Origin of the sequence: Rhodobacter xanthinilyticus, from assembly GCF_001856665.1 — a bacterium.
GTDB lineage: Bacteria > Pseudomonadota > Alphaproteobacteria > Rhodobacterales > Rhodobacteraceae > Rhodobacter > Rhodobacter xanthinilyticus.
The window spans coordinates 14024-40756 of record NZ_CP017782.1 but is presented as its reverse complement, the minus strand read 5'-3'; the positions used below and the strand labels follow the sequence as shown (position 1 = coordinate 40756).

Below are 26733 nucleotides of genomic sequence, written 5' to 3'. Positions count from 1 at the left end.
CATGGCCGCAAGTTATCTGGAAGCGTCGCTCGACCGTTTTGGCCCCGAGGTCCTGCGCGACGACACGATCGAGATCTGCATCAATCCCGACGGACAAGTCTGGGGCGAATTCCAGGGCGATCACTTCATGCGAGGTCTCGGCAGCCCGCTGAGCCAGACTGAGATCAAGGACCTCGGCAACCAGATCGCCTCAGCAGCCTCGACCACGCTCAGCACCAAGAAGCCTATCGTCTCGGTCTCGATCCAATATCGTGATCGCCCGATCCGCGCGCAGGTGATCCAGCCGCCGGCAGTCGAGGGCGGTTTCTCGATTTCTCTTAGGTTCTTCTCCTCCCTGCCGCTTGAGAAGATCAAACTCGGATTCCTTTTCGGCAAGGAACGCAGCCTTGAGGGTCTGCGCCGGGAACGGAACGCCGCGCTGCGCGATGTGGTGGCCTCCGGCGACATCGACGCCGCGCTGCGGTTTTGCGTCGAGAACAAGCTCAACATGATCGTCTCGGGCGGCACCTCGACCGGCAAGACGGTCGCGGCGCGCAAGATCCTCTCATTGATCCCGCCCGAAGAGCGGATCATCACCATCGAGGAGGCGGCCGAGCTGCGCCCCGAGCAGCCCAATGCTGTGACGTTGATCGCCGACCGGGACACGGATGCCCGCAGTGCCGATGTGCTCTTGGCCTCAACGCTTCGCATGCGACCCGACCGGATCGTCCTGGGGGAAGTCCGCGGGCGCGAAGCGATGACGTTTCTGGAGGCAATCAACACCGGCCACGGTGGATCGCTGACCACACTGCATGCCGAGACCCCACAACTTGCTGTTCGCCGTCTCGCCATCGCCGCGCTCAAGACCGATGTGCCGATGACCTATGCCGATATGGTCGACTACATCGAGGGCTCCATCGACGTGATCATCCAGGCGGGCCGCCACGACGGCGCGCGCGGCATCACCGAGTTCTTCCTGCCGGGGCAGGCAAGGCATCCAGACCAGAAAAGTGCGGAAACCGGTGGCATGAAGCGCCCTGCGGTTGCCGCCGAATGACCCGAAAGGAAATCCCCATGCGCAAGATCACCCTCGCCGCAGCTGTCACCCTGCTGGCCGCGCCGCTCGCGGCGCAGACCTCGCCTCAGGTCACGAACGATCTCACCGTGACCATCGCGCCCCAGCAATACCGGATCTGCAACGACCGGCCCGGACGGCCGACCTGGATGGACGAGGTCCACCCGCGCGAGGCTTACAAGGCGCTGACGTTGATGGATCTGTACGAACTGCGCGCATGGGAACAGATCGTCGAGACGGGCAACTGCGGCTGCGAAGTCCGCTTCCCGGCATGGGAAGATGCCTCTGAAGAATTCAACGAACGGTATCTCCTGGCATCAGCCTCGGAACATACGGCAGCGCAGCGGGACATCCGGCAGCTGCGCAACGAGCTGCGCCACGCGGTTCAGGACATCTGCGAAGCTCAGGGCAACTGGTAATGAGTGTCGTCAGCTGGATGGTCGAAACCGCTGACGGTTTCCTTGTCGATGCTGCCGAGTCCCAGTTCGGGGCTGTGGCCAGCAATACCGGCACGATCGTTCTGCTGATGGTCACGCTTTCGTTGATCGGCGTCTGCATCAACATGGCCTTCCAGTTCCGCAGTATGGATGGGGCCAGCTTCTTCTGGTACCTGATCAAGCTGACACTGATAGGCCTCTTCGCGTTCAACTGGGCCAATTTCAACGCGGTGACCAACGCCGTGATCGGAGGCCTCGACTATGTCGCCGGCGCGCTGGTTTCCTCCGTCGGCGGAGGTGGCGCAGGCGCAACCCATTTCGCGGGAGAATTCGACAACCTGATCGAGCGCTTCGCGACATATTTGAACGCGATCGGCAGCAATCTGAACTGGATGACGGGCGCGATCCTCGGCGGCATCGGCCTGGTGCTCTTGAGTCTGCTCGGCTTCATGACCGGCATCGTCCTCATCTTCGCCAAGATGATGCTGACCCTGATGCTTGGCCTTGCGCCGATCATGATCGCTCTGTCGCTCTTCGATGCGACCAAGGATTTCTTCCACAGATGGGTCTCAACGACGATCAGCTACGCCTTCTACCCCATCGTCATCGCCGCCATGTTCTCGACCGTCGTCGGCATGGCGAATTCGCTCCTCGCCCAGCTCGGCGACCCGAACTCAGCCACGAACATCGGCTCGCTGGTGCCGTTCTTCGTGATGGTGTTCCTGGCGAAGGGTTTCGTCGCGGCAACACCCCTGATCGTGCGGGGTATCTCGGGGAACCTGATGGTGGCTGCGGCACCTGCGATCGCCAGTGGATCCGCAGGAATGCTGCGGGGGCTGGCTAACACCTCTGGTGTGCAGGGCCGGGCGAGGATTGGCGCCCTCACTAGGGTTGAGGCGATCGGGCGGGGGGTTGTGCAATCGCCTGCCGCCATGCGGAGCGCCGCGGCGACGGCGAGCGCGCAGGTGGTCAGGATGGCTGAGAGGGCGAAGCGGTTGGGGCAGTGAAGCCCAACGCGCCTTAGCAATAATGCGATCTCGTTGATGTGTAGGGCGGAAGGCCCATGTTCGCGGAGCAAGGCCTAACAGGGCGCTGAAATAGTCCCGCCTCGACAGAGATATGAGAACATGATTCACCGTCGGCACGATAACGGCGGGGGTTATGATGCGCGGGACGGACGAGACGAGCGGGTCGCTGTTCAGCTATGTCGATCTGGAGGCGCGCATCCCCGCGCGGCATCCGTTGCGCAAGATCCGGCAGGTGGTGAATGATGCTCTGGCCAGTCTCGATGCCGGGTTCGAGGCGCTTTATGTCGACTTCGGCCGCCCCTCGATTGCGCCGGAGCGGCTGATCCGGGCGAGCCTGATCCAGATCCTGTTCTCGATCCGCTCCGAGCGGCAGTTGATGGAACAGATGCAGTATAACCTCTTGTTCCGCTGGTTCGTCGGTCTCGGGATCGACGATGCGGTCTGGGTGCCGACCGTGTTCAGCAAGAACCGCGACCGGCTGCTGACAACCGACATGTCGCGCAAGGTGATGGCAGCGATCCTGGCCCATCGCGAGGTGGCGCCGCTCTTGTCGGACGACCACTTCTCGGTCGATGGCACGTTGGTGAAGGCCTGGGCCTCCATGAAGAGCTTCCAGCCGAAGGCGACCGACACGCCGTCTGACGACGATCCGGGCGGCCCGTCCGGTCAAGACAGCCCTGCCGAAGACCACCCCGAACCGACACCGTCCGAGACCGACCCGATGTCCCGTCCCACCCGCCAGAACCGCAATGCGGAAGTCGATTTCCGGGGCGAGAAGCGGTCCAATGCCACCCATGCCTCAACCACCGACCCGGATGCCCGGCTCTACAAGAAATCCCCCGGCACCGGCGCGATGCTTTGCTTCATCGGCCATGCGCTGATGGAGAACCGCTCTGGCCTGATCGTGCAGGGCGACCTGACGCAGGCCGACGGGCACGCAGAACGGCGCGCCGCACTGGACATGATCCACCGCCACTCCCCCGGATCGACGCGGCAGTTGACGCTGGGCGCCGACAAGGGCTTCGACGCCGCAGAGTTCGTTGCCGACCTGCGGCAAGCCTGCGTCACGCCGCATGTCGCGCAGAAGGCGAGATATTCAGCGATCGACGGCAGAACCACCCGGCACGACGGCTACGCCCTGTCGATCAAGCACCGCAAACGGATCGAAGAGGCTTTCGGCTGGGCCAAAACCGTCGGCGGCATGGCCCAGACCGTCTATCGGGGCATCGAACGGGTGCGTTCCCGCTTCATCCTCACAATGGCCGCCAACAACCTCGCCAGACTGCCCCGATTGCTGGCCGCGTGACAATGGCAAACCGCGTCAAACAGGCATGCTTTCTGCGCCGAGGCGCCCGAAGCTAAACCCGGACAGTTGCGCCGAAAGGAAACCATTCCGCATCGCCGACTATTTCAGCGCCCTGCTAAGCGGCTTCGATTGGCGAAGCGGACATTCGTCTCCGAATGTGGTATCCGCTCGTGGTGCTGAAATCAGTGGCGACTTGGCTGTCCCCGGCGGCATGGAGTTCATAGAATCGCCTTCGGCTATGGGCCCAGCATCCGGAGAGGCGCGGGCCAGCATTGCCCCCGTCCTTGCGGACGAGCTGGTTGTAGGCGGCATAGCCGTCCACCTGAAGAATGCCGCCATAGCCGCCGAGATGGCGGCGAACGCATTCTCCGGATCGACTGTCCTCGAAGCGATAGGCCTCCATGGGCGGCCCGCCGTCGCCGAAGGCGCTGTCATCGCGGGCATAGGCCCAGAGCCAGGCCTTTTTCACGGCGCCGGTGCCGGACGCGAGGGTCGGAAGGCTGGTTTTATCTGCAAAGACGCGCTGACCCTTCAGGATTTCACCCAGCACATGCGCGGCGAGGATCTCGAGTTCGAAGCCAACCCGGCCCATCCACTGCGCCATCAGCCTCCGGTCGATCTCCACTCCGTCGCGGGCATAGATCCCTTCCTGCTGGAACAGCGGCGGGCCGTCCGCATATTTGGAGACCGAGATCTGGGCCAGGAGTGCCTCGGTCGGCAGGCCGCTTTCGATGATATGGGCCGGAGCAAGCGCCTGGATGACGCCATCCGCGTCCTTGAATGCAAATTTCGGGCGGCGGGTCACGATGACACGGAACCTGGCGGGGATGACATCCAGCCGCTCCGAGACATCTTCCCCGATCAGCACCTTCTCTCGGCCCGCATGTTCTGGCAGGTCCTCGGGCTCGAGAACCACCTCGACCCGCTCAAGATGGGGCGCAAAGCCCTTGCCTGGCCCAGGCGCCCGCGTCTCGCCCGAGGCGCTGCCTTTGCCAACCTGCGCCCGCAGGGCGGCAATCCCGGTCTCGATCTCCTCGAAGACGAAGGATTGCTGTTGCCTCCTCGTCAGCACTGATCTCAGGGGCTCCCAGCTTCTCTGAGCGCCGCCCAAACCGGCGCGATCATAGGCCTTCAGGATCTGCATCAGCCGCTTGATCCGCGCGTCGGCGTCGAGGCTGCGGGCTTTCAGCGCCGCATTCTCTTCCTCCAGCACGGTCGTCTTCTCCGCCATGGCGCGGACCATGGCCTTGAGCAGGTCCATGTCGTCGGGCAGGGAACGATTATCAGGGCGCATACCGCAGTGGATAGCACATCTCGCTGGGGCATGCCTCGGTTGATCGACAATCCGCGCCGGGGTGATTCACGTTGCCGCTGCCGATTAGTCAGCAAATACAGGGGCTTTCACCGCCACGGGCCGCACCCGTTTCCAGTCCAGCCCGTCGAGCAGCGCCATCATCTGGGTGTGGTTGAGCTGCACCCGGACAGGCCCGATCCGCGGCCAGCTGAACGAGGATTTCTCCAGCCGCTTCGCAAACAGGCACACCCCGCTGCCATCCCACCAGACGATCTTCGCCCGGTCCGCCCGCTTCGCACGGAACACATAAAGCGCGCCGCTGAAAGGGTCGTGACCTCCATCGCGCGCCAGCGACAGCAGGCTGTCCGGGCCTTTCCGGAAGTCCACAGGCTGGCTGGCCAGATAGACCTTCACGCCCGACGGCATCATGCCGAGCGCACCGCACGCAGGATCCGGCGCAGCGCAGCCTCGCTGACGTCCGGGCCGACGCGGATCATCACCTCGCCAACCACGATCTCCAACATGGGAGCGGACGTGCCCACCGGGGCGTCTGCGTTTTGCTTCTTCAGAAAGGCCTTCCGCCAGCCGAACAGCTGCGGCGGCGAAATCCCCAGGCGCCGCGCCAGTGCGGAAACGTTCACGCCAGGCCCGAGCGCTGCCACGACCGCTTGCGCCTTGAACTCATCCGACCAACGGCGGCGCTCCCCGGCCGGTGCTCCGGTAATCCTCCCCGTTTTAACGGGGCTTGACCGTAGAACTCACGCGGCCATTTTCAGCTTCATGGCGGGGGTTATCCCGCCGATGCCCATGTTGGGGCGTTCGTTGTTGTAGGTCCATAGCCATTCGGTGGCGATCTTCTGCACCTCCTCGATGGTTTCAAAGATGTAGAGGTCCAGCCATTCGTGCCGGACCGTTCTGTTATAGCGTTCGACATAGGCGTTCTGCTGGGGCTTGCCGGGCTGGATATAGGTCAGGGCGATGCCCCGTTTCTCGGCCCAGATCAGCAGCTTGCCACTGATGTATTCGGGGCCGTTGTCGACTCTGATGGTGCCGGGCTTGCCGCGCCATTCGATGATCCTGTCGAGGCTCCGGATGACCCGCTCGGCGGGCAATGAAAAGTCGACCTCAATGCCCAGCCCCTCGCGATTGAAATCGTCGAGCACGTTCAACAGCCGGAACTGGCGGCCGTCTCCGAGGCGATCAGCCATGAAGTCCATCGACCAGGTCATGTTCGGCGCGTCCGGCACGGCCAGAGCCTCGGGCTTCTCCCGCTTGAGGCGCTTGCGGGGCTTGATCCGCAGGTTCAGCTCCAGCGCGCAATAGATGCGGTAGACGCGTTTGTGGTTCCAGGGATGACCCTTCACGTTGCGCAGATGCAAGAAACACAGGCCAAAGCCCCAGGTTTTGCGGGCATCGGTCAACCCGACCAGAAGGTCGGCGATCTCTTCGTTCTCGTCCTTCAGCTTCGGGCTGTAGCGATAACAGGTCTCGCTGACCCCGAAGGCCCGTCAGGCCAGCGCAATGCTGACCCCCTTCGTCGCCACCGCCTTCTCGGCCAGCTCGTGGCGCTGAGCTGGCCGCGTCACTAATGGGATGGCCCGCCCCGCGCCCCGGCGTAGCATCGGGGTGTCACCTGACCATGAGGAGAGAAAGGATGCGAACCAAACCTGTCCCTGAGACTGCCGCCTTTGGCATTGATATCGGCAAGAAGGTGTTCCATGTCGTTGCGCTGGATGCCTCCGGCGCACCGATCCAACGCGCCAAGTTCTCACGTGATACGCTGATGGCGTTCTTCGAAGCGGAGCCGAAGGTGCTGATCGGCATGGAGGCCTGCCCCGGATCGCAATGGCTGGCGCGGCGGCTTGTCGCGATGGGTCATGATGCCCGGATCATTCCGGCGCGCTTCGTGAAGCCCTATGTCAAGTCCAACAAGACCGACACCGTAGATGCGGCGGCGATCGCCGAAGCTGTGACGCGGCCGACCATGCGATTTGTGGAAGTGCGGACGCCCGAGCAGGTCGATCTTCAGGCGCTCCACCGCATCCGCGACCGGCTTGTGGGACAGAGAACGGCGCTGATGAACCAGGCGCGCGCTTTCTGCCTTGAATACGGACTGGCGATGCGTGTTGGCGCGGGCGGCTTCCATGCCGATATCCGTAGGCATCTGGCCAATGCGGGGAACGATCTGACACCTGCCATGCGGGTGCTGCTTGAAGAGTTGCTCGATGACCTTGCCTATACCGAAGGGCGCATCAAAGCCGTGAACGCCAGTGTCGAGGCCTATGCCCGCGAACACGAGGCGGTCAGCCGTCTTGTCACCATTCCGGGCATCGGGCCATTGGGTGCGACCGCGATCATCGCAGCCGCAGGAGACGGCCGACAATTCCGCAAGGCGCGTGATCTGGCGGCCTGGCTGGGGTTGGTGCCAGCAGAGCATTCGACCGGGGGCAAACAGACCCTTCTGGGCATTAGCAAACGCGGCAATTGTTATGTGCGGCGGCTGATCATTCACGGCGCGAGATCGTGCTTTTTGCATCTCAACCGCGCAAACCACGCTCTCGGTGGCTGGCTCTCGGCTCTGGAAGCGCGAACGCACCGCAACAAGGCCGTCGTCGCCCTGGCAAACAAGCTGACCCGGATCGTCTGGGCTATCCTGACCAGGCCCGGCACCGTCTATCTGCAGTCGAGAGGCGCAGCCGCGCGCTGACCTCTCCGCCGCAGAACCGATTGCAGGGGACGTGATGACCAAACGGTTGATCGACCACGGGTAAGCCACGCGCAAAAAAACGGGACTGTATCCCGCGCCACTAATCTGGAACCCGAGGGGCGGATCTCATCAAGGCCTTGTCGCCAAAAGCGGCTGACTGATCAGAGGCCGGATACATTTACGCAAGCCGGACGGTCACGAGCGAAAACCTTGCAATAGCGGGGCGGACCATACATTTTTCCAAGTGCCTCCCGGAGCAGGTCGGCCTGCATGCTGAGATCGGCGAACATCCGCTTCAACCGCCGGTTCTCCTCCTCGAGGGCCTTCATCTGGCTCATCATCGACGCATCCATCCCGCCATACTTGGCCCGCTTTCGCCGTCAGGCTCGAACCAGTGGCGCCTTGACGGCTCAATGTAGAACGTCGCGCTGCTGATCCCGTGCTCGCGGCACAGCTCCGGCACGGGCATACCGCCCTCCGCCTGGCGCAGCACCCCCATGATTTGGGCTTCGGTGAAACGGCTCTTCTTCATCGGAATCTCCTCGTCCATCTTGCCGAGAAAATTCTACGTCCGCATCCCCTTAACCATGGGGAGGATTACCCTCCGTCAAAACGCTCAATCACAGCCTCGACCAACTGCAAGCTACCAGTCGCAGGCATAGGCGCAGAACTAGTCGTAGACATGGAACCTCGGCGTCAGACCAACGCCAACAGCCTATCCCAGACCGGCCGCGCCGCTAACCCACGGGGTCGCCTTGCCGCTTACGCTAAAATATCAAGCCGACCGATCAGTTGGCTATCCTTGCCAAGGAGCCGCTGATCACGTTGGGGGTGGCTGGGGCCTCAATGAGAGCATCGCGTGAGAGACCTAAAAAGTTCAAGTAGACTTTGTTGGTAGGGTTCTCCGCCGGATAGGCGGCTGAGAGGAACCGGCTGCGGGCCATAAAACTATCATTCGTTATTAGTTCATATCGCTTGATTAATTACCAGCCGCCTTACTTTTCCGAGGCTCGAAAGATAGATCGCGCCTCTCGTCTCGACCCCTTACCAGTGTCTAGAGCAAATGAAACTTAAGGGGGCCTCGAACGGGGGCCAGCAAAGCCACGATGATGACCCTCTGAATTGCCGCGCTGGCGCTTCTGGCAGGTCTGATTATTGGCTCGGAGCTGAAGAATATCTGCGCAGATCATACAGAACAATCGAAATGGGCAATGACATCGCGATCACGACGCAGGCGCTGGCGGGTCATTTCCGCGCGACCGCGCAGCTGATCGCCACCGTGCGCACCATCGCTCGCGACAGGTATGCCGTCAGGGCCTCCCGACCCGTCGCCCTGAAACTGGAAACCGCGCTGGCGTGCCCCGACCTCGCCCCGCGACGAGAGACTTGCATGGGAAAGGAACTGGTAGCATGAGAGCACCCTTTTTTCTCGACAGCAAGGCGGTCGCCCGCCGCCTTGGCTTTGGCGCCACAAATGCGTTTCTGGCGCGCCGGCGCAAATTTGAGGATCAGCGCGGAGCTAAATTTGAAAACAGCTCAGAGCTTTTTGGTGCCGCAGAGCAAGTCGACGGCTCTCGTCCCGAGCGCATTTACCCTCCGGGATGGTGGCTCCTACCGATTGCCGTGCTGGCTTTTTGTTTCTGGACATGCCTCGCGTTGCTCGCTCTGAATTTTTGGGCCTGATCAGATGTGGCAGAGGTACTCTCGGGAATATCAGAATATCGTTCCGTACGAAGTTGAGGCAGACTCTCCGGTCATACTCGTGCAACGGAACGCAGGCCCGAACCCGATGCGCTCGGCGCTGCAGTCTCTTGGCTTCGACGTTTTGTCCGGAGGACATGGGATATGCTCAGAGGTCATTCCCGTCATTGCTGTCGCATTGACTGACCTTGCCGACTGCGAAATACGAGACCGCTTGAGGGAGCTGATTGGGCATTGGCCTGATGCCCGACTGTTTTGCATCTCCTGCACAGCTATGACCTTTCCCGATCAGGCAGATTGGCACGACGACGGCGAGACGTCGGAGAGACTGTTTGAGAGTGGTCTCGGAAACTTTTTCAACTTGGAAGGTGACAATGTGGTTTTCTGCCGTTGATGGTCCAGTGAAGGTCTATGCTCGCCGGCTGCATTTGGTTTGGAACGGCACTCCGGCCGCGTCGGCCTATCCTCAGCAAGAAAGCGAAGACCTTCGCGGGACACACCTGCTCTTGTTGGGATTCGAGCCAGAAGAGCGCCTCGATCTATGCCGCTACCTCAAGCATGAGCGAGCATTCGTTTCATGGAGTAGCGAAGTCTGGAAACTGCCGGCAGATCCCCAAGGTTGCAGCGCCTTCGACGCCATCATAGTGAACCTTGATGCATTTGAGGATTTGGACACCGGGGTGGATACGTTATTGTTCTTCCGATTGAACAATCCTTCGACAGCTATCGTGCTCGTGTCTACCCGCGTCAACCGGGACGACTTTGGCGACCACCGCCGTGCAATCTGCGACGCTACTTTGCGCAGTCCCGCCACCCCGGACCGCCTAGTCGCGGCCGTGAAGCACGCACTTTGGCGCCGCCGACCTCGTTGAAATCAGGCCCGATCGCGCTTCGGCATTCGACCTGCGTGGCAGTCTCCCCGAACTCTTACTGCAGTTGGGCATTGATGATGTGACCGCCCCCCCGACGGCAACTGTGTGCCAAGGTGGGTTTGCAACGATCCACAAAGGGGAGCGGTCATGTCGGAGATTATCACGGTTGGACTCGACCTGGCGAAGAATGTTTTCCAGGCGCACGGCGCTGACGCTTCGGGGCTTGGGGTGCTGCGCAAGAAGCTGCGGCGAGATCAGGTGCTGGCTTTCTTCGGGCAATTGGCACCTTGCGTTGTGGCGATGGAAGCCTGTGGGAGCTATGCGCGAAAGTTGGTGACGCTTGATCAGGCGGCGGCTTGAATGTGGCGGAGGCCGTCGCGGAACTCAACCCCGCTGATGACCTCCGGCAGGCGGTTCTGGCCGTCGAGCTTCCGCCATTTCTTCTGCGCGGACATCATCAGCCGGAAGGACATGGCGAGCCCGGTCTTGCGGCTGAGGCAGCCCTTGGTGCGCTTCGTCCGGTGCCGGACCGTCGCGAACACGCTCTCGATCGGATTTGACGTCCGGATATGTTTCCAGTGCTCGGCCGGATAGTCGTAAAGGGTCAGCAGCGCGTTCCGGTCCTTCACCAGCTTGGCCACCGCCTTGTCCCATTTCACGCCGTAAGTTTCGACGAAGAAGTCGAAGGCGACCGTCGCGGCGGCCCGGGTTTCGGCCTGCCAGATGTCGTGCAGGTGTCCCTTGGCCCTGGCCTGCACGGATTTCGGCAACGCGTTCAGCACGTTCATTGTCTTGTGCAGCCAACAACGCTGCTCCTGGGTCGTGGCGAAGACCTCGCGCAGGGCCGTCCAAAACCCGAGTGCACCGTCGCCGATCGCGAGCTTCGGGTCCTGTTTCAGGCCGCGGCGCTTGAGATCAAGCAGCACTTCGCGCCAGCTCTGGGAGCTCTCGCGGAAGCCGTCGGTCATGGCCAGCAGCTCCTTGCGGCCGTATTCATCCGCCCCGATGATGACCAGAACGCATTGTTTTTCCTCGGCCATTCGTGGCTTGAAGTAAACACCGTCGGCCCAGATGTAGAGAAAACGGCGGGGTCCGAGGTCACGCTTTTCCCAAGCCTCATACTCGGACCACCAGTCGGCCTTCAGGCGGGTGACGGTCTTGGCCGACAGACCCTTGGCCTCCGGCCCCAGCAGGGCGGCCAAAGCCTCGCCGAAGTCGCAGGTGGAAACTCCTTTGAGGTAGAGCCACGGCAACAGCTCCTCGACCGACTTCGCCTTGCGCAAATAGCGTGGCAGGATGCTGGGCGTGAAGGTGACCTTGTCTTCGCCAGGCTTGCGGTCACGGACACGCGGCACCTTCACGGCGACCGGACCGATCCCGGTCACGATCTCGCGCTCCGGCAGATGTCCATGTCGCACCAGCCTGGCCCGGCCGTCATCGAGCCTGTCATCGGCGAAGGTGGCGAGAAGCGTGTGGAAACGGCGGTGCAAAATTAGGCCACGGTAGCGGCGGGATCGTCTCGCTGCGGGCGGAGTAAAATCCTGCCACTTTTCCCTTCTTGCGGCAGCAGGGAGGGTGGGGAGATTTATACCGTGGAACTTTACAAGAAGGTTCGCTTGGCGTGTGCCGAGGGCATGAGCGCGCGGGCGGCGGCGAAGCATTTCAACATTTCGCGCGGGACGGTTGAGAAGATGTTGGCCTTCTCGGTGCCGCCTGGCTACCGGCGGGACAAGCCGATCAGGCGGCCGAAGCTGGACGGGTTCACCGAGTTCATTGACGCCTGGCTTGAAGCCGACAAGGCGGTGCATCGCAAGCAGCGTCATACGGCCAAGCGGATATGGGAACGGCTTCAGGCCGAGCATGGCTTCACCGGCGGCTATACGATCGTCAAGGATTACGTGCGTGAGCGTGAGCGGCGGACACGGGAGATGTTCGTGCCACTGGCCCATCCGCCGGGCCATGCTCAGGCCGATTTTGGCGAAGCGGTCGTCGTCATCGCCGGTGTCGAGCAGAAGGCGCATTTCTTTGTCATCGACCTGCCGCACAGCGATGCCTATTTCGTCCGGGCCTATCCGGCGGCGACGGCGGAGGCCTGGATAGACGGGCATGTCCGCGCCTTTGCCTTCTTCGGCGGGGTGCCGCAGTCGGTGCTCTACGATAACGACCGCTGCCTGGTCTCGAAGATCCAGCCAGATGGCACGCGCATCCGCGCCACGCTGTTCAGCGGCTTGCAGTCGCATTACCTGTTTCGGGATCGCTATGGTCGGCCCGGGAAGGGGAACGACAAGGGCGCTGTCGAGGGGATGGTCGGCTACGCCCGCCGCAACCACATGGTGCCGATCCCCCACTTTGCCAGTTGGGACGCCTTCAACGCCGACCTTGAAGGGCAGTGCTGCGCACGCCTCACGCGCATTCTTCGGGGTCACAAGGAGACGATCGGCGAGAGGCTGCAGCGCGATCTGGCGGCGATGCGCCCATTGCCTACTGCCCCGTTCGACGCCTGCGACCAAGCGAGCGGCAGGGTCAGCTCGCAGTCGCTCGTGCGCTATGACACCAACGATTACTCGGTCCCGGTCGCCTATGGCCATCAGGATGTCTGGATCCGCGGCTATGTCGATGAGGTCGTGATCGGCTGTCGCGGGGAGGTGATCGCCCGACACCCGCGCTGTTACGATCGCGAGGACATGATCTTCGACCCGGTTCACTACCTCCCGCTGATCGAGCGCAAGATCAATGCCTTGGACCAGGCTGCGCCTCTGGCGGAATGGGACCTGCCCGAAGAGTTCCAGACTTTGCGCCGCCTGATGGAGGCGCGCATGCTCAAGATGGGGCGCCGCGAGTATGTGCAGGTGCTGCGGCTGCTTGAGACCTTTGGCATGGATGACCTGCATGCCGCCGTGAAGAAGGCCCTGAAGCTGGGCGCGGTCGGCTTTGACGCCGTGAAGCACCTCGTGCTTTGCCAGGTCGAGAAGCGCCCCCCAAGGCTTGATCTCGATGTCTACCCCTACCTGCCGCGGGCGAACGTCGAGACGACGCGTGCGGCCAGCTACATGGCCTTGATGTCGGAGGCGGCGGAATGAGCGAGGCTCCGAAGATCCTGCTTGCCCACCATCTGAAGACGCTGAAGCTGCCCACCTTCCTGCGGGAACACGAGAAGGTTGCGCGCCAATGCGCCGCCGAAGGGTTGGACCATGTCCAATTCCTGTCGCGCCTCGTTGAACTGGAACTCATTGACCGCGAGCGGCGGATGGTCGAGCGCCGCATCAAGGCTGCGAAGTTCCCGGCCACCAAAAGCCTCGACAGCTTCGACTTCAAGGCGATCCCGAAGCTGAACAAGATGCAGGTGCTGGAACTGGCGCGCTGCGAATGGATCGAACGGCGTGAGAACGTGATCGCCCTTGGCCCCAGCGGAACCGGCAAGACCCACATTGCCTTGGGCCTCGGGTTGGCGGCCTGCCAGAAGGGCATGTCTGTCAGCTTCACCACCGCCGCCGCGCTGGTCAACGAGCTGATGGAGGCGCGAGACGAACGTCGGCTGCTGCGCGTCCAGAAGCAGATGGCTGCCGTCAAGCTGCTGATCATCGACGAGCTCGGGTTCGTGCCCCTGTCAAAGACCGGCGCCGAGCTGCTTTTTGAGATGATCTCCCAGCGCTACGAGCGCGGTGCCACGCTGATCACCAGCAATCTGCCCTTCGATGAATGGACCGAGACCTTCGGCACCGAGCGGCTGACCGGCGCGCTCCTCGACCGGTTGACCCACCACGTCAACATCCTCGAGATGAACGGCGAAAGCTATCGCCTCGCGCAAAGTCGCGCGCGCAAGACCGGCGACAACACCTGATCCAAAGTATCAGACTTGGACCTGACGGTCCAAGGCGGCCAGTCACCCGCAAGCTATATGGAGAGCGCGGCTGACTGGCCGCCGCCCATCAGCCGCGTCTCGCGCAAACCCAAAGTGGCCCAATTTTGCGCCGCCCCGTGGCCCAATTTTACTCCGCCGTTGACATCTTGGTGTAGCGTGCATCCAGTAGAAGAACCGGCCAATGTACCAACCCTGAAAAGGTAGAAGTAGGGCTGCCATTGCGAAGCCTAGCAAAAGGGCCCAATCGATTTGGGCTACTGCGTCCACTCTATGCCAGCCGAACTCCGGTGCCACCAGGCGGAGCCACACCGTTATCGTCGAGCTTACAAAGGCGACGTCACGGATTGAGTGCAGGCGTCGCCGCAAGGCGGTGAACTGCTCACGATCAAAGGCCTCGCGTGCTGCGATGAGGCGGACACGCAAGTCCATTAGGGCTGTCAGCCACTTTGGGCTCCTTTCCACTTCAGCTTCATGAGGCAGTGGTGCTGAACGGCTATGATCTGCTTCAGTGTCGGGCGCGAGTAAGTCGACTTGCATCTTATGCCGGACATCGCGCGCCACGGTGATGCCCATTTCACGCTTGCCGAGCTCATAGTTCGCATATCCTTCTCGGGACAGGTCCAAGAGCTCCGCAAATTCCGCTTGGGTCAGCCCGCGGCCGCGCCGAATCGTACGTAGGTGGCGCCCTACATTTTGCAGGAACAGGACATCTCTTCTTGATCTGGCTTTAGGTCGCATAGGCCTATCTCTCGTTCTTAGAGCGCACACTCGACCCCAAAAATGCGGAAAAGTACTGTTTTTGTTAAGCGGTTTCTTCTCAACGAGAACATCGAATTATGCGGACGCATGTTCGCGCTATTGCGCACAAGTGTCCGCACGCCGAAGCGCACCGAAGGCCGCATGAGCATTGAGCTTTGCGAGCTAAGTTGCTTACCAAAGGCCTACCGACTGCGATGGTCCGGTGGAGGTTCTAAATTGCCAAACGAAACGCGCGCAAAGCATGAGCGGCTCAAGGCTGAGCTGCGCATCCGCGGAACCTCGCTGTCCGGGATCGGGCGGGCATTAGGCGTCTCAAGCGCAGCCATGTCGATGGTCAGCATTGGGAAGAACCGTTCGGTCAAAATTGAAACTGCAATCGCTCAAGCGCTCGAGACGACCCCCGAGCAGCTTTGGCCAGAGAGGTACAAAGATCCATAACCCATAGAAAAGCAAAAGCCGCCAGCGTGCTCGAACACAAAGGCGGCTTCGCAGAAAATGTTGTCGTTTAGCTCCGACAGCCTTTTCTCCTTTAAATCCCAAGCTCTGTCAAGGCGGACCGCCTCCGTCAACGATGGCGCTTGTCCAGGCTTCAGGAGAAGACCATGCTTACAGATACGCATCGCCGTGTTCAGATGCTTTTGAAAGGCAGACTCAACAACACCCAGATCGCCGATCTGACAAACTGCTCACGCGCAACCGTTCGTACCTGGCGCGAACGGTTGAAAGATTGTGATCTCGCCCCAAACGCGATCAGCGAGTTGTCGGAAACCGAGTTGCGGCGCTTGGTGGCGCCAGGGGTGTTCAGCCGCAAACAGGATCTGGCAGAGCCAGATTTCGACAAGATCCGGTTCGAGGTCGATGAGCGCAGCGTCAGGCTGAAAACGCTCTACATCGACTATCGACAGGGCGTTCCAGACGGCTTTCGCGCGATGTCACGGACCACATTCTACCGCACTGTCGCGCAAATGGCGGACAAGAAGGATGTCACCCTTTCCTTCGATTATGAGCCCGGCGAGATGATCCAGGCCGATTTCGTGGGAAGAAAGAAGCTCAAACAGCCTCTGTTGCTCGATGAGGGTGGGTCTGAGCGGGACTATGAGGTCTTCTGTGCAGCCAGTGCCAAGAGCCGTAAGATCTTCGTTTGCGCGTTGGAAAGTCAGGCAACCGTCCCAGTTTTGGGCGTCATGGTCAGAATGCTTGAATACTTCGGCGGCGTCCCGGTCTTGGTGACGATCGACAATTTCAAAGCAGCCGTTGCCGTGCCGCGACGTGGAGCCGAGGAGGCGACAATCACCAGTGAATTCGCGGCATTCGCAGATTACTACGGGTTCAGCTTCATCGCCACCCGGGTTCGCAAACCCCGAGACAAGGGGATCGTCGAGAATGCAGTTGGTATCGTCCAGGATGATGTATTGGCGCCCCTGCGGAACCGCCGTTTCTTCTCGCTTGCGGAGATGAATGCGGCCCTGTCAGACCGCGTCACACAGTTGAACGAGCGCCCCATGCGAGGGCATGGCGATGCCAGCAGAAACGATCTCTTTTCTAGGTCTGACTTTTCCGGATATCAGCCGTTGCCTTCCAGAGGCTACGAGGTTGGGCGATACATCCTGAAACTACGCGCCGGGCGCGACTATCATGTCGAAGTGGAGGGAAGCAGATATTCCGTGCCCTGGCATTTTGCGGGCGAACTTCTCAATGTGAAGATTACGCCAACGTCTGTTCATCTCATCCATGAGGGACGGACCGTTGCGACACATCCACGTCACGATCAGGCCGCGGGACCGATCACAACGCCAACGCATATGCCCGCAGCCCACGCAGCCGGTGCGTTGACACGGCTTGCAGGTATGAAGCGCTATGTCGCCGAAATCGGCCCGAACGCGGAGGCGCTGATCGACGCCCATTTTCGCGCAAACAAGAAGCCCGCGTTGACGGCAACGGCCGCTATCAATCTTCGTGCCTTGGCAGAGCGCTACCCGGCCGAGCGCGTCGAAAATGCCTGTGAACTCGCTATTTCGATCAAGAAGGCCAATGTCAGAAAAGTCGAGGCAATCCTCGTTGCCGGTCTCGATGCCGACGAGACAGAAGCTGTGATCAACACCCGTCCCGTGGCTCAAAGGAATATTCGAGGAGCAGGATACTTTGCCGAGCTCATCAATAGTGCGCGGGGAGGGCTGAACGATGTCTGAGGCACAGCTCTTTAACCTGCTGCACGAGTTGCGCCTCGCCGGATTCCGCGCGGAGCTCGAGCATCAATTGCAGCACCCAAGCTACGCCGATCTGCCCTTTCGGGATCGCCTTCTTCAGCTTCTACAAGCGGAAACTACGCGTAGATACCGGAACAAGATCGACCGGCTTCTGAAGGCGGCTCTTTTCAAATACCAGGCGGAACCTGAAGACATTGACTACCAGCACAGTCGCAACCTTGATAAATCGGAAGTCTTGGGGCTCCTTTCTTGTGACTGGATCGCCCGGCAACAGAACCTTGTTCTGACAGGGGCTTCAGGAACTGGCAAAACGTGGCTCGCGTGCGCATTTGGCGTCGCGGCAGTTCGGCGCGAATATTCCGCCGCATACTTCCGCGCTGGTCGTCTGGCGGAGGTCGTCAAATTCGCGCGCCTTGACGGGACGATTGGCAAGTTTCGAAAAAGGCTCTCACACCTTGACGTGCTTATCGTCGACGATTTCGTGTACCGGGGCACGGTTATGAGACAGCGCGTTGCGCTGGTCATGCCGCCATTTTGAACCCTTTGGCGGCGTCGGTTTCAAGGGCCTTCTGTTCGGCCCTGATCTGATCGGGCGTTTTGTAGCCGTGCCGTTCCCGCAGCCATGATGCGTTGTATCGCGCGGCGAAGGCGGCCAAAGCATGCCTGAGCTCTTCGACGGTCACAAAATGGCGGACCCAGAGCAGTTGCTCCTTGAGGGTGCGTATGGCCCGTTCGGCCACCCCATTGCCCTCGGGCTGGCGCACGAAAGCTGGTGAACTGGTGATCCCGAAGCATTTGATCTCGCTCTGGAAGTCTTCTGACATGTAGTTCGATCCGTGGTCGTGCCGCAGGATCAGGCCGAGGGCCGTATCCGGCCCGATACAGCCGAAGTGCCGGGTGACGCCCTGACGGATCGGTTCCAGCGCCTCCCACCGGCTGGCACTTGAAGACGCATGGGTGCCGACGAACTCGCCCGAGCAATGATCCACCGCGATGAACACGTAGGCCCGTCCCTCCCCGATGGTGACCGTCTGGGTCATGTCCGTGCCCCAGACCTGATCGACCCGCTCAGTGACGATCGTCCCGTCATGGGGATGCGCATCCCGCTGGACGGGTCGCTGAGGTGCCAGAAGGTCGTTCTCCTTCATGACCCGCCGCACCCGACGGGGGGCGGTACAGACGCCCAGATGCCGAAGCCGCGCCCATATCTTCCGGTAGCCTTCCCCGGAAAACGGCGAGGCTTCGATGATGGCCTCGATATGCTCCAGAAGCGCGCTGTCGCTGCAGGCCCCCTCCGGACCACGACGACGTGGCGGCCGCGCCTCATTGGCGGCATTGCCCGTAACACGATGCCGGTACACCGTCGCCCGGGGGACCCCCCAGATGTTGCAGACACGCGTCGTCCCGTAGCGCCGGTGCGTGGAGATCGAGTGCGCCTGGCTCATGTCCTCGACCTCCGCCGGGCCAAAGGGCGGCCGCCCTCCAGCTTGTCGATCTTCGCGTACAGCAACTCGTTGGCCATGGTGATCTCGCCCACCTTGGCCTGCAGCCGCGCAATCTCGTCGTCACGCTCATCGCGCTCGCGTTCCTTCAGCGCACTCTCGGCCGCCATGAGCACCCGGTCGCGCCATTCGGACAGCCGGTGAACCGGAACGTTCAGGTCCCGCGACACCGCCTCCAAGCTCTCACCCCGCATGAGCCGCTGAACCGCCACGAGTTTGCGCTTCGCCGAAAGGCGCCTGGCAGGACCGGCCACGGCCCCGCCGTCGCCAGCGTGATGGGCGCGCGCCGACGGGGCCGTGGCCTCCGTCGCACCTGAGGTGTCGTCGATCTTCTTGTCCATGCTCTACTCCCCTTTCCTGAGAGAAATAGCGCTCCGAACTGTCTCAAGAAACCGTGCACCAGCCCATCGTCGACGATTTCGCTCTCAGCCCAATGAGTAAACAAGAGCTGACCGATCTCTTCGAGATCATCGAGGATCGCTCGACGCGCAGTTCGACGATCATGACCGCACAGCGGGCTCCCGAGGAATGGTACGACTTCATCGGCGATCCGCTGCTTGCTGACGCCTTCATGGACCGTGTCAGAAGCCGCGCCCACTTTCTGCTGTTGAAGGGCAGGTCGATGCGCTGACAAATTGACCGGGCAATCTTAATAAGACTGTCCGGTCAAACCTATGAGAAGGGGGTGAGCAAGTAGTTGAGATTTTGCATTTGGGCAGCAGCCTACTATCTGGTACGAGATTTGGCGTCAAAGCCCTCCGATACGTATCTTTTTCATCGACAGAGAGAACGGGTGGTTCCGTTGGCCATGAGTTGGGGCATTCATTTGCTCCGTAGGCTTGCGGCGCGGATTACTGAGTATCTGGCCAAACGGGCGCTACGCCGCCGCCCGGGCTATCTTCTCGTTCCACTGCAGGTTTCGAGCGACAGTCAACTTCAAGTGGCATCGCGCGGTTGGTCAACGTCAAGGTTGATTGATGCGAGCCTGATGGCGCTTCGAGCCAACCCCAATACTCCCCTGGTGGTATTCAAATTGCACCCTCTCGAGCGTGGGAGTGCTGCATCTAAGCGCCTCATCCTTCGCAGAGCGGCCGAAATGGGCGTTGACCGTCATCGGATACGTATCCTGCACTCAGGGCGTATGGGCGAGTTGACCAAGCAGTCGAGCGGCATGGTCGTCATCAACTCCACGTCCGCCTTTTCTGCGCTTCGCCATGGTGTCCCGGTTCTTGTCTTGGGAGATGCTGTATTCCGGCATGACGCGCTCGTGACACTTGGCGAATCCGAGGCAGACGTGGCGTCGTTCTTCAAGATCAGGCACGCGAAATCGCGCCTTCTGGTCGATGCGTTTGTTGCGGAGCTCAAGTCGCAGAGCCTCATCCCGGGCGACTTCTATGTGTCGAGCGGTCGGCAGGTCGCCATTTCTGGGATTATCGACAGATTAAAGCAGCGTCAGCACTTGTCCTGCATCCCCGAGAGGGCTCGCGAATGATTGGGGTCCGTGTGCACGAGGCGGTGTATTTGGTCACGCTGGCATCACTTCTCGCTGGCTGTACGGCGATGCCCGCCTTCGGGCCGGATGCGAGGGCCATCACCAGTGACGTTGCCGACGGACAGGCAGAGGATCGGGACGCGCTACCGTTTCAAGTCGTCGAAGTCACCGCCGCCACCTTGCCAGTTGTGTCAGAGTCACAAGCAAGATTTCCGGCGTCGTTCCGAACTCAGCAATATCGTGCCTCGGACGAAGTCGTTGGCGTTGGCGATTACCTTGAAGTCCGCATTTGGGAAGTCGCCGAGGATGGTCTGTTTGCCTCAGCTGGCAATCGCGAGACCGTTTTGAATGTGCAGGTTTCGAACTCCGGCAATATCAGCGTTCCCTATGCCGGCAACATCGCAGCACGAGGTCTTACCACTGCTGAACTCCGCAGCGAGCTACTGGCTCGATACTACGGGCAGGCCGTAGAACCGGAAATCGCTGTTGCGATCACGTCGACGGAAGCCAGATCAGCCACTGTGTTGGGTAATGTCCGAAGCGCGGGGCGTATTGAAATACCACCGCGCGGGATTCGGCTGCTTGATCTCCTCGCAAGCACCGGAGGCGTGTCCCAAGCCCCCTGGGAAGTTCTGGTTTCCGTACAACGCGGATCAGCCTCCACATCACTTCTACTCTCGGACATCGTCCGAAGCTCGACGAACAACATCGTTATTCTGCCTGGTGACACGGTGCATGTCTCTCATGAACCGCGACGCTTCGCAGTTTACGGAGGTGTGAGCCGGCCAGCCAATATCGAAATTCCCGTGGAAGATGCTCATCTCGCGTATCTTCTCGCAGAAGTCGGGGGCCTCAACGATCGAGTAGCGCAGACACGATCGGTATTCGTGTTTCGACCTTCTGCGACTGCCGGATTGGCTACAGTCTATAAGTTTGACTTCTCTCGGCCTGACGCACTTCTTCTCGCAAGCGCGTTCAGGCTTATGCCCACTGACATAACGTACGTAGCTTCCGCCGACGCTGCTGATTTCAATCGCTTTGTGTCGATCATGCTGTCGCCGCTTCTAGGAGCGGCGCGTAGCGTAGGCTCTTTAGGAAACTGACCAATGAACGAAATACAAGACGCGCGAATATTTTCAGATGCTGTACAGTTGCCCGCTATTGGTAATCTGACCGTTGGCGTTATCGGTTTGGGATATGTCGGCCTTCCGTTGGCCGCTGCGTTCGGCAAGAAAATTCCAACAATTGGTTTTGACCTGCATTCCCCAAGTGGCGTGTCGTTTGAGGTGAAGATCGCCTGTATCCGAGCGCTAGACAAGGATTTTCTGCCGCAAGCGGCACCTGCGGTCGCGCAGACTGCTGGATCTGGACGGATCAGACCGCGAAGCCGCTGTTTCCTTGCCCAGGGGCGGCGTTTTTCAGCGCAGCGGACAGATCTGTCCAGCCGCTTTCGTTCAGTTTGAGCGTGGATCGCGATCATGCGCATAGCGGTGGCGCTCGCAATCGGCGGATAGCGGCGAGGATGGCGCGTACCATCGTGCCGGTGACAGCGACCTCGGCCAGCTGGAAGGTGATGGTGCGGGCGTGACGGACCACACGTGCCCCGATCTTGATCAGCTTCAGTTGCAGGCTGGTCAACGACCAGTCGGCCATGGCCTCGGGCAGCTCGATGCAGTGCAAGAAGGTGGCCAGGTTGTACGCCAGGGCGTGCAGTTGCAGCCGCACCTCATTGTCGCGGAACTTCCGGCACGACAGCCGCGTCCAGCGAAAGGCGTATTTGCCCTCTTTGATGTGCTGCTCGGCGGTGCCGCGCTGGTTGTAGAACCGCACCACCCAGTCCGGCTCCATCGGCAGGTTGGTGACGATGAAGCCGACACGCGGGAACAGTTCGCCCGGATGCCATTCGATCTTGGCGATCACCCGGCGTTCCTTGTCCCAGGACGCCGCCTGATACTCGAATTCCTCGAAGAACCGCTTGACCTTGGTCAGTGACGGCCGCCCGACAGGGCGCGTTAGCCGATGCGCGATCTTGTCCTTGAGGACCGCGTTTGCGGGCAGCCGGATGGCGTAGAAGAACCGCGCTTCTTCCAATCGCTCATAGATCGCCGGGATCGCGTAGGCAGCATCGGCCCGGAAGAACCTGCCACCAAGGTCGCGCTCCGCGTAGCGCGCAATGACGGGGTCGAGAACATCACGCCAGCCATCGGCGCTGTGGACGTTGCCATGGCGCAGGGCGCAGCGTTCCAGCATCCCGAACTGGTTGAACAGAAAGTTGGGGTGATAGCAGCTACAGTCGAAATGGCCATTCCAGGCGGACCCTTCCTGGTCGCCATGGGTCGGGCTGACCGAGCTGTCCATGTCCAGAACGATGTACTTCAGCCCGTTACGGTCATGGAACCGGTCGATCCATTGCCCGTTCAGGTCGGCCAGCGCGGCACGGTTCCCGGCCAGAGCCAGCGTCTCGGTCTCGAACCGTCCCATCTGCGATGCCGAGGCCGCTTGTGCATCGACCGCTCTGCCGCCGACAACTTGGCGCATGACCGGATCGCAGGCGAGACGGTTGGCGTCGTTGACATCCTCGTATCCGGCCAGCCGCCCAAAGACTGATTGCCGGAACAGGCCGTCGAGCCGATGGACCGTGTTCTTGCCAGAGCGAGTATCGCGCAGCGCCGCTGACGCCAAATCGGACAACCCGAGCGCGTCATCAAGCTCGCGCATCACCAGAAGGCCGCCGTCGGAACTGAGCTGCGTGCCGCGAAATTCCAGCCGCACGCGAGGGTCGAAATCCACCCGATCTGCCCGTTGCAAGCCCGCACCCTCTGGGTGATCCATGAAACGCGCCCCTCGCAGCCTTCAACACCATGTTTTATATAGGAAATATAATGGTCAGGACAGCGAAATCAGCGCCTTACTTGGGAAATGTGGGTTTGACATAAACAGTGTTCGGATTGGGCTGGTGCACGGTTTCTTGAGACAGTTCGGAGCGCTATTTCTCTCAGGAAAGGGGAGTAGAGCATGGACAAGAAGATCGACGACACCTCAGGTGCGACGGAGGCCACGGCCCCGTCGGCGCGCGCCCATCACGCTGGCGACGGCGGGGCCGTGGCCGGTCCTGCCAGGCGCCTTTCGGCGAAGCGCAAACTCGTGGCGGTTCAGCGGCTCATGCGGGGTGAGAGCTTGGAGGCGGTGTCGCGGGACCTGAACGTTCCGGTTCACCGGCTGTCCGAATGGCGCGACCGGGTGCTCATGGCGGCCGAGAGTGCGCTGAAGGAACGCGAGCGCGATGAGCGTGACGACGAGATTGCGCGGCTGCAGGCCAAGGTGGGCGAGATCACCATGGCCAACGAGTTGCTGTACGCGAAGATCGACAAGCTGGAGGGCGGCCGCCCTTTGGCCCGGCGGAGGTCGAGGACATGAGCCAGGCGCACTCGATCTCCACGCACCGGCGCTACGGGACGACGCGTGTCTGCAACATCTGGGGGGTCCCCCGGGCGACGGTGTACCGGCATCGTGTTACGGGCAATGCCGCCAATGAGGCGCGGCCGCCACGTCGTCGTGGTCCGGAGGGGGCCTGCAGCGACAGCGCGCTTCTGGAGCATATCGAGGCCATCATCGAAGCCTCGCCGTTTTCCGGGGAAGGCTACCGGAAGATATGGGCGCGGCTTCGGCATCTGGGCGTCTGTACCGCCCCCCGTCGGGTGCGGCGGGTCATGAAGGAGAACGACCTTCTGGCACCTCAGCGACCCGTCCAGCGGGATGCGCATCCCCATGACGGGACGATCGTCACTGAGCGGGTCGATCAGGTCTGGGGCACGGACATGACCCAGACGGTCACCATCGGGGAGGGACGGGCCTACGTGTTCATCGCGGTGGATCATTGCTCGGGCGAGTTCGTCGGCACCCATGCGTCTTCAAGTGCCAGCCGGTGGGAGGCGCTGGAACCGATCCGTCAGGGCGTCACCCGGCACTTCGGCTGTATCGGGCCGGATACGGCCCTCGGCCTGATCCTGCGGCACGACCACGGATCGAACTACATGTCAGAAGACTTCCAGAGCGAGATCAAATGCTTCGGGATCACCAGTTCACCAGCTTTCGTGCGCCAGCCCGAGGGCAATGGGGTGGCCGAACGGGCCATACGCACCCTCAAGGAGCAACTGCTCTGGGTCCGCCATTTTGTGACCGTCGAAGAGCTCAGGCATGCTTTGGCCGCCTTCGCCGCGCGATACAACGCATCATGGCTGCGGGAACGGCACGGCTACAAAACGCCCGATCAGATCAGGGCCGAACAGAAGGCCCTTGAAACCGACGCCGCCAAAGGGTTCAAAATGGCGGCATGACCAGCGCAACGCGCTGTCTCATAACCGTGCCCCGGTACAGTGCGCGCAAAGCGCAGCCTCCACCTCGGGATGGTTCGCAAAGGACAACCCTGTCCGCATATTAGACGGATGGGAGAGTGTAGTTATGTGCCTCACCCTGCTGTGGGTATGATCTGGCACTGAGCGAAAGGAAATATCATGCGGAAGACGGCATCTATCGGGATGTTGGTGTTGATCGGGTTCCTGGCGGGTTGCACCAACGACCAGGGGATCAATGCCGCAACGGGCGCACTTGCAGGCGCGGCTGTCGGCAGCCAGCTGGGCGGCGGCAAGGGTACGGCGGCAACGACGCTTGCGGGCGCGGCCATCGGCACCGCGATCGGCGCCAATGCGACGCCCACCAACAAGCTCTGCACCTACCGCAACCCGCAGACCGGCGCGATTTACGAAGCCCCCTGCAACTGATTCAGGCCTCGGCGGCGCAACGCTGCCGAGGGGCGCGCCAAAGCGGTCGCGCCGCGCACCCGCCGCAGGTCACTCTGCGGCGGGTTTCCTTTTGCTGAACACCCCCACACATCCTCGCCCTGGATCGGGCTTTTCCGCCTTGCCGCGAATCGAGTTCCCGTCGATTCCGCACCACCGCGAAGACCGCGACGTGCTCCCAGGCCCTTTGGAACGCCCGCGCCGAACTCATGCGTCAATGCGCCGCATGACAACCCGTCATCCCGGCTTCTGCCAAATTGGCAGGACCGCGCCGCGCTATCGTGGCCACGCCACGCGATGCCGCGACGCGGCGTGCCAATTTGGCAGCCATATACCAACCCACGCAGCAAGCCAAGTTACTGTATTTAAAGCATTTATACTTCTTAGCGCATGATCTTTTGCTAAGGTTTCGCTGCCAACCCGGGCCTCTGAACACAAAGGCCGGGCCCCAGCGAAAGTGAGTGCGATGATCTGTCCTGCGGCCAATGCGAAACCGACCAAGCCCAAACGTCTTATCCGGTCTCTGATGATCGCCAGCCTCGCATCTAGCCTCGGCATTGCCCTGGCTTCCGCAGCGCATTCGCAGGACGCAACCGGGTTCATCGGCGGCATCGCCCCCAACGCGCGGCCCGAGGGTGCACCGGTCATCGTGCAATTCACGCCGGACGCAAACTGGCAGGAAAACGCGGCCCACGGGATCGAGGCCCCCATTCCCCCGACCATCCTAGCATGGCTCGACGATCAGGGCGCCTGGTTCACCCCGTTCATCCATCCCGGAATGACCGGGCCTTACGACCTGCGGCACTGGCACGACATCGAATGAGAGCGGCGCGCGGCGCTGCCCATCCGGGGGGTTCCCCGGGCAACAGGCCCTGACGGGCGACCCCGTGAGCGGCCATCACCAAGGAGAGTGAAATGAAAGCTATGGTTAAGGGAGCTCTGGCCATCCTGCTGTGCGCCGGCGCCGTCGGCGGCGTGGCACTGGCCGACAGCATGTCGGGTATGAGCGGCATGTCCGGCATGGGCGGTATGTCGGGCATGAGCGGTATGTCCGGGATGGGTGGCATGTCGGGCATGAGCGGCATGGCCGGCGGCGAAGGCGTCTGCGTGCAGTGGACCTACGCACCTGCAATGCAAGGCATGAGCGGCATGTCGGGGATGTCCGGTATGGGCGGCATGTCGGGCATGAGCGGCATGGGCGGTATGTCCGGCATGGGTGGCATGTCGGGTATGAGCGGCATGGGCGGTATGTCCGGCATGGGTGGCATGTCGGGCATGGGCGGTATGTCCGGCATGGGCGGTATGTCCGGTATGTCCGGTATGGGTGGCATGTCGGGTATGTCCGGCATGGGCGGTATGTCCGGCATGGGTGGCATGTCGGGTATGAGCGGCATGGGCGGTATGTCCGGCATGGGTGGCATGTCGGGTATGTCCGGCATGGGTGGCATGTCGGGCATGGGCGGTATGTCCGGTATGGGCGGCATGTCGGGTATGTCCGGCATGGGCGGTATGTCCGGTATGTCCGGTATGGGTGGCATGTCGGGTATGTCCGGCATGGGCGGTATGTCCGGCATGGGTGGCATGTCGGGTATGAGCGGCATGAGCGGCATGGGTGACGGCTGGGTCTGCACCTCGTTCATGGCCAAGTAACCCGAGCCTTGCCAATCGTGGGAGGCGTTCGCGCCTCCTGCACCTCCTCTTGCACGGATAGCC

Annotated in this window: 25 protein-coding genes and 6 pseudogenes; 22 read left to right on the top strand and 9 right to left on the bottom strand. The window is 61.4% G+C overall.

Annotated elements, in window-relative coordinates:
- Nucleotide 1: 1 nt before the first annotated feature.
- From LPB142_RS16985 to LPB142_RS16970, 4 genes are all read left to right on the top strand, one after another.
- The gene (locus tag LPB142_RS16985) at nt 2–1036 is read left to right on the top strand and encodes an ATPase, T2SS/T4P/T4SS family (protein ID WP_071167335.1); all 1035 of its coding nucleotides are present in this window, start codon (nt 2–4) and stop codon (nt 1034–1036) included.
- 17 nt (nt 1037–1053) lie between these two features.
- Nucleotides 1054–1473 (top strand): hypothetical protein, encoded by a 420-nt coding sequence (locus LPB142_RS16980; RefSeq protein ID WP_071167334.1) that lies wholly within the window; start codon nt 1054–1056, stop codon nt 1471–1473.
- The gene (locus LPB142_RS16975; protein ID WP_071167333.1) at nt 1473–2498 is read left to right on the top strand and encodes a type IV secretion system protein; all 1026 of its coding nucleotides are present in this window, start codon (nt 1473–1475) and stop codon (nt 2496–2498) included. The genes LPB142_RS16980 and LPB142_RS16975 overlap by 1 nt, the downstream gene beginning before the upstream one ends.
- A gap of 157 nt (nt 2499–2655) precedes the next feature.
- On the top strand, nt 2656–3825 hold the full coding sequence (locus tag LPB142_RS16970; RefSeq protein ID WP_071167456.1) for an IS5 family transposase: 1170 nt from the start codon (nt 2656–2658) through the stop codon (nt 3823–3825).
- A gap of 181 nt (nt 3826–4006) precedes the next feature.
- Here the strand turns inward: LPB142_RS16970 and tnpC are convergent.
- The 4 genes and pseudogenes from tnpC to LPB142_RS16950 all read right to left on the bottom strand — a co-directional run.
- A pseudogene (tnpC, locus tag LPB142_RS16965) lies at nt 4007–5119 on the bottom strand (IS66 family transposase); the annotation flags it as partial.
- 84 nt (nt 5120–5203) lie between these two features.
- A complete protein-coding gene (gene tnpB / locus LPB142_RS16960) occupies nt 5204–5533 on the bottom strand; it encodes an IS66 family insertion sequence element accessory protein TnpB (RefSeq protein ID WP_198037909.1) in 330 nt (109 codons plus the stop codon).
- An 11-nt stretch (nt 5534–5544) separates the two neighbouring features.
- Nucleotides 5545–5781, bottom strand: coding sequence for a transposase (locus LPB142_RS16955; protein ID WP_232231041.1), 237 nt, complete (start codon nt 5779–5781; stop codon nt 5545–5547).
- A gap of 96 nt (nt 5782–5877) precedes the next feature.
- Nucleotides 5878–6705 (bottom strand): annotated as a pseudogene (locus tag LPB142_RS16950) (IS3 family transposase); the annotation flags it as partial.
- A gap of 68 nt (nt 6706–6773) precedes the next feature.
- On the opposite strand from LPB142_RS16950, the gene LPB142_RS16945 reads away from it, so the two are divergent.
- Nucleotides 6774–7826 (top strand): IS110 family RNA-guided transposase, encoded by a 1053-nt coding sequence (locus tag LPB142_RS16945; protein ID WP_071167329.1) that lies wholly within the window; start codon nt 6774–6776, stop codon nt 7824–7826.
- 236 nt (nt 7827–8062) lie between these two features.
- Here LPB142_RS16945 and LPB142_RS16940 read toward each other — a convergent pair.
- Nucleotides 8063–8358, bottom strand: a pseudogene (locus tag LPB142_RS16940) (transposase); the annotation flags it as partial.
- A gap of 672 nt (nt 8359–9030) precedes the next feature.
- Here LPB142_RS16940 and LPB142_RS16935 point away from each other — a divergent pair.
- The 4 genes and pseudogenes from LPB142_RS16935 to LPB142_RS16925 form a co-directional block, all read left to right on the top strand.
- On the top strand, nt 9031–9240 hold the full coding sequence (locus LPB142_RS16935) for a hypothetical protein (protein ID WP_071167328.1): 210 nt from the start codon (nt 9031–9033) through the stop codon (nt 9238–9240).
- The gene (locus LPB142_RS19200; RefSeq protein ID WP_156894455.1) at nt 9237–9509 is read left to right on the top strand and encodes a hypothetical protein; all 273 of its coding nucleotides are present in this window, start codon (nt 9237–9239) and stop codon (nt 9507–9509) included. Before LPB142_RS16935 ends, LPB142_RS19200 begins: the two co-directional genes overlap by 4 nt.
- A 392-nt stretch (nt 9510–9901) precedes the next feature.
- Complete coding sequence (locus tag LPB142_RS19195; protein WP_156894454.1) at nt 9902–10399, top strand: hypothetical protein; 498 nt, start codon at nt 9902–9904, stop codon at nt 10397–10399.
- 147 nt (nt 10400–10546) lie between these two features.
- A pseudogene (locus tag LPB142_RS16925) lies at nt 10547–10714 on the top strand (IS110 family transposase); the annotation flags it as partial.
- 29 nt (nt 10715–10743) lie between these two features.
- Here the strand turns inward: LPB142_RS16925 and LPB142_RS16920 are convergent.
- Nucleotides 10744–11988 (bottom strand): IS256 family transposase, encoded by a 1245-nt coding sequence (locus LPB142_RS16920; protein WP_394328614.1) that lies wholly within the window; start codon nt 11986–11988, stop codon nt 10744–10746.
- A 3-nt stretch (nt 11989–11991) separates the two neighbouring features.
- On the opposite strand from LPB142_RS16920, the gene istA (LPB142_RS16915) reads away from it, so the two are divergent.
- Both istA (LPB142_RS16915) and istB read left to right on the top strand, forming a co-directional pair.
- The gene (gene istA, locus LPB142_RS16915) at nt 11992–13479 is read left to right on the top strand and encodes an IS21 family transposase (protein ID WP_071165182.1); all 1488 of its coding nucleotides are present in this window, start codon (nt 11992–11994) and stop codon (nt 13477–13479) included.
- A complete protein-coding gene (gene istB / locus LPB142_RS16910; RefSeq protein WP_071165181.1) occupies nt 13476–14240 on the top strand; it encodes an IS21-like element helper ATPase IstB in 765 nt (254 codons plus the stop codon). Before istA (LPB142_RS16915) ends, istB begins: the two co-directional genes overlap by 4 nt.
- A gap of 42 nt (nt 14241–14282) precedes the next feature.
- On the opposite strand, the gene LPB142_RS19975 is transcribed toward istB, so the two are convergent.
- Nucleotides 14283–14999, bottom strand: coding sequence for a helix-turn-helix domain-containing protein (locus tag LPB142_RS19975; RefSeq protein WP_083392792.1), 717 nt, complete (start codon nt 14997–14999; stop codon nt 14283–14285).
- 42 nt (nt 15000–15041) lie between these two features.
- On the opposite strand from LPB142_RS19975, the gene LPB142_RS18670 reads away from it, so the two are divergent.
- From LPB142_RS18670 to LPB142_RS16900, 3 genes are all read left to right on the top strand, one after another.
- Entirely contained in the window at nt 15042–15458 is a 417-nt protein-coding gene (locus LPB142_RS18670) for a helix-turn-helix domain-containing protein (protein ID WP_232231025.1), read from the top strand.
- Between the two features lie 164 nt (nt 15459–15622).
- Nucleotides 15623–17209, top strand: coding sequence for an IS21 family transposase (gene istA, locus LPB142_RS16905; protein ID WP_156894453.1), 1587 nt, complete (start codon nt 15623–15625; stop codon nt 17207–17209).
- Nucleotides 17202–17765: an ATP-binding protein gene (locus LPB142_RS16900; protein WP_071167323.1), complete on the top strand. Its 564-nt coding sequence runs from the start codon at nt 17202–17204 to the stop codon at nt 17763–17765. Before istA (LPB142_RS16905) ends, LPB142_RS16900 begins: the two co-directional genes overlap by 8 nt.
- Here LPB142_RS16900 and LPB142_RS16895 read toward each other — a convergent pair.
- Nucleotides 17749–18983: pseudogene (locus LPB142_RS16895) on the bottom strand (IS3 family transposase). The gene LPB142_RS16900 and the pseudogene LPB142_RS16895 sit on opposite strands and share 17 nt — an antisense overlap.
- A 140-nt stretch (nt 18984–19123) precedes the next feature.
- Between LPB142_RS16895 and LPB142_RS16885 the strand changes: the two are divergent.
- The 4 genes from LPB142_RS16885 to LPB142_RS18655 all read left to right on the top strand — a co-directional run bounded on the left by LPB142_RS16885 (nt 19124) and on the right by LPB142_RS18655 (nt 21684).
- Nucleotides 19124–19360, top strand: a complete 237-nt coding sequence (locus LPB142_RS16885) for an ATP-binding protein (protein ID WP_198037908.1) — start codon at nt 19124–19126, stop codon at nt 19358–19360.
- Between the two features lie 66 nt (nt 19361–19426).
- Nucleotides 19427–20221, top strand: a complete 795-nt coding sequence (locus tag LPB142_RS18665) for a capsular polysaccharide export protein, LipB/KpsS family (protein WP_083392790.1) — start codon at nt 19427–19429, stop codon at nt 20219–20221.
- The gene (locus LPB142_RS18660) at nt 20218–21324 is read left to right on the top strand and encodes a polysaccharide biosynthesis/export family protein (RefSeq protein WP_083392789.1); all 1107 of its coding nucleotides are present in this window, start codon (nt 20218–20220) and stop codon (nt 21322–21324) included. The genes LPB142_RS18665 and LPB142_RS18660 overlap by 4 nt, the downstream gene beginning before the upstream one ends.
- A 3-nt stretch (nt 21325–21327) precedes the next feature.
- A complete protein-coding gene (locus LPB142_RS18655) occupies nt 21328–21684 on the top strand; it encodes a hypothetical protein (RefSeq protein ID WP_156894452.1) in 357 nt (118 codons plus the stop codon).
- A gap of 13 nt (nt 21685–21697) precedes the next feature.
- Here LPB142_RS18655 and LPB142_RS16875 read toward each other — a convergent pair whose 3' ends face one another.
- Entirely contained in the window at nt 21698–23053 is a 1356-nt protein-coding gene (locus LPB142_RS16875) for an IS1380-like element IS1247 family transposase (protein WP_078527637.1), read from the bottom strand.
- Nucleotides 23054–23323: 270 nt separating this feature from the next.
- Here LPB142_RS16875 and LPB142_RS16865 point away from each other — a divergent pair.
- From LPB142_RS16865 to LPB142_RS19460, 4 genes and pseudogenes are all read left to right on the top strand, one after another.
- A pseudogene (locus LPB142_RS16865) lies at nt 23324–24558 on the top strand (IS3 family transposase).
- Between the two features lie 177 nt (nt 24559–24735).
- Complete coding sequence (locus LPB142_RS16860; RefSeq protein ID WP_071167320.1) at nt 24736–25002, top strand: glycine zipper 2TM domain-containing protein; 267 nt, start codon at nt 24736–24738, stop codon at nt 25000–25002.
- Nucleotides 25003–25486: 484 nt separating this feature from the next.
- The gene (locus LPB142_RS16855; RefSeq protein ID WP_198037906.1) at nt 25487–25843 is read left to right on the top strand and encodes a hypothetical protein; all 357 of its coding nucleotides are present in this window, start codon (nt 25487–25489) and stop codon (nt 25841–25843) included.
- A 92-nt stretch (nt 25844–25935) separates the two neighbouring features.
- A complete protein-coding gene (locus LPB142_RS19460) occupies nt 25936–26670 on the top strand; it encodes a hypothetical protein (protein ID WP_198037905.1) in 735 nt (244 codons plus the stop codon).
- Nucleotides 26671–26733 lie beyond the last annotated feature (63 nt).

Bases quoted from the DNA above. Each gene is read 5' to 3' on its own strand.
- LPB142_RS16970 (WP_071167456.1), top strand. From the start codon at position 2,656: ATGCGCGGGACGGACGAGACGAGCGGGTCGCTGTTCAGCTATGTCGAT.
- LPB142_RS16875 (WP_078527637.1), bottom strand. From the start codon at position 23,053: ATGGATCACCCAGAGGGTGCGGGCTTGCAACGGGCAGATCGGGTGGAT.
- istB (WP_071165181.1), top strand. From the start codon at position 13,476: ATGAGCGAGGCTCCGAAGATCCTGCTTGCCCACCATCTGAAGACGCTG.
- LPB142_RS16860 (WP_071167320.1), top strand. From the start codon at position 24,736: ATGCGGAAGACGGCATCTATCGGGATGTTGGTGTTGATCGGGTTCCTG.
- LPB142_RS16975 (WP_071167333.1), top strand. From the start codon at position 1,473: ATGAGTGTCGTCAGCTGGATGGTCGAAACCGCTGACGGTTTCCTTGTC.
- LPB142_RS19975 (WP_083392792.1), bottom strand. From the start codon at position 14,999: ATGCGACCTAAAGCCAGATCAAGAAGAGATGTCCTGTTCCTGCAAAAT.
- LPB142_RS19460 (WP_198037905.1), top strand. From the start codon at position 25,936: ATGAAAGCTATGGTTAAGGGAGCTCTGGCCATCCTGCTGTGCGCCGGC.
- LPB142_RS16945 (WP_071167329.1), top strand. From the start codon at position 6,774: ATGCGAACCAAACCTGTCCCTGAGACTGCCGCCTTTGGCATTGATATC.
- LPB142_RS16985 (WP_071167335.1), top strand. From the start codon at position 2: ATGGCCGCAAGTTATCTGGAAGCGTCGCTCGACCGTTTTGGCCCCGAG.
- LPB142_RS18670 (WP_232231025.1), top strand. From the start codon at position 15,042: ATGCGGAAAAGTACTGTTTTTGTTAAGCGGTTTCTTCTCAACGAGAAC.
- LPB142_RS18660 (WP_083392789.1), top strand. From the start codon at position 20,218: ATGATTGGGGTCCGTGTGCACGAGGCGGTGTATTTGGTCACGCTGGCA.
- LPB142_RS16855 (WP_198037906.1), top strand. From the start codon at position 25,487: ATGATCTGTCCTGCGGCCAATGCGAAACCGACCAAGCCCAAACGTCTT.
- LPB142_RS18655 (WP_156894452.1), top strand. From the start codon at position 21,328: ATGAACGAAATACAAGACGCGCGAATATTTTCAGATGCTGTACAGTTG.
- istA (WP_156894453.1), top strand. From the start codon at position 15,623: ATGCTTACAGATACGCATCGCCGTGTTCAGATGCTTTTGAAAGGCAGA.
- LPB142_RS16900 (WP_071167323.1), top strand. From the start codon at position 17,202: ATGTCTGAGGCACAGCTCTTTAACCTGCTGCACGAGTTGCGCCTCGCC.
- LPB142_RS16980 (WP_071167334.1), top strand. From the start codon at position 1,054: ATGCGCAAGATCACCCTCGCCGCAGCTGTCACCCTGCTGGCCGCGCCG.
- LPB142_RS16935 (WP_071167328.1), top strand. From the start codon at position 9,031: ATGGGCAATGACATCGCGATCACGACGCAGGCGCTGGCGGGTCATTTC.
- LPB142_RS19200 (WP_156894455.1), top strand. From the start codon at position 9,237: ATGAGAGCACCCTTTTTTCTCGACAGCAAGGCGGTCGCCCGCCGCCTT.
- LPB142_RS19195 (WP_156894454.1), top strand. From the start codon at position 9,902: ATGTGGTTTTCTGCCGTTGATGGTCCAGTGAAGGTCTATGCTCGCCGG.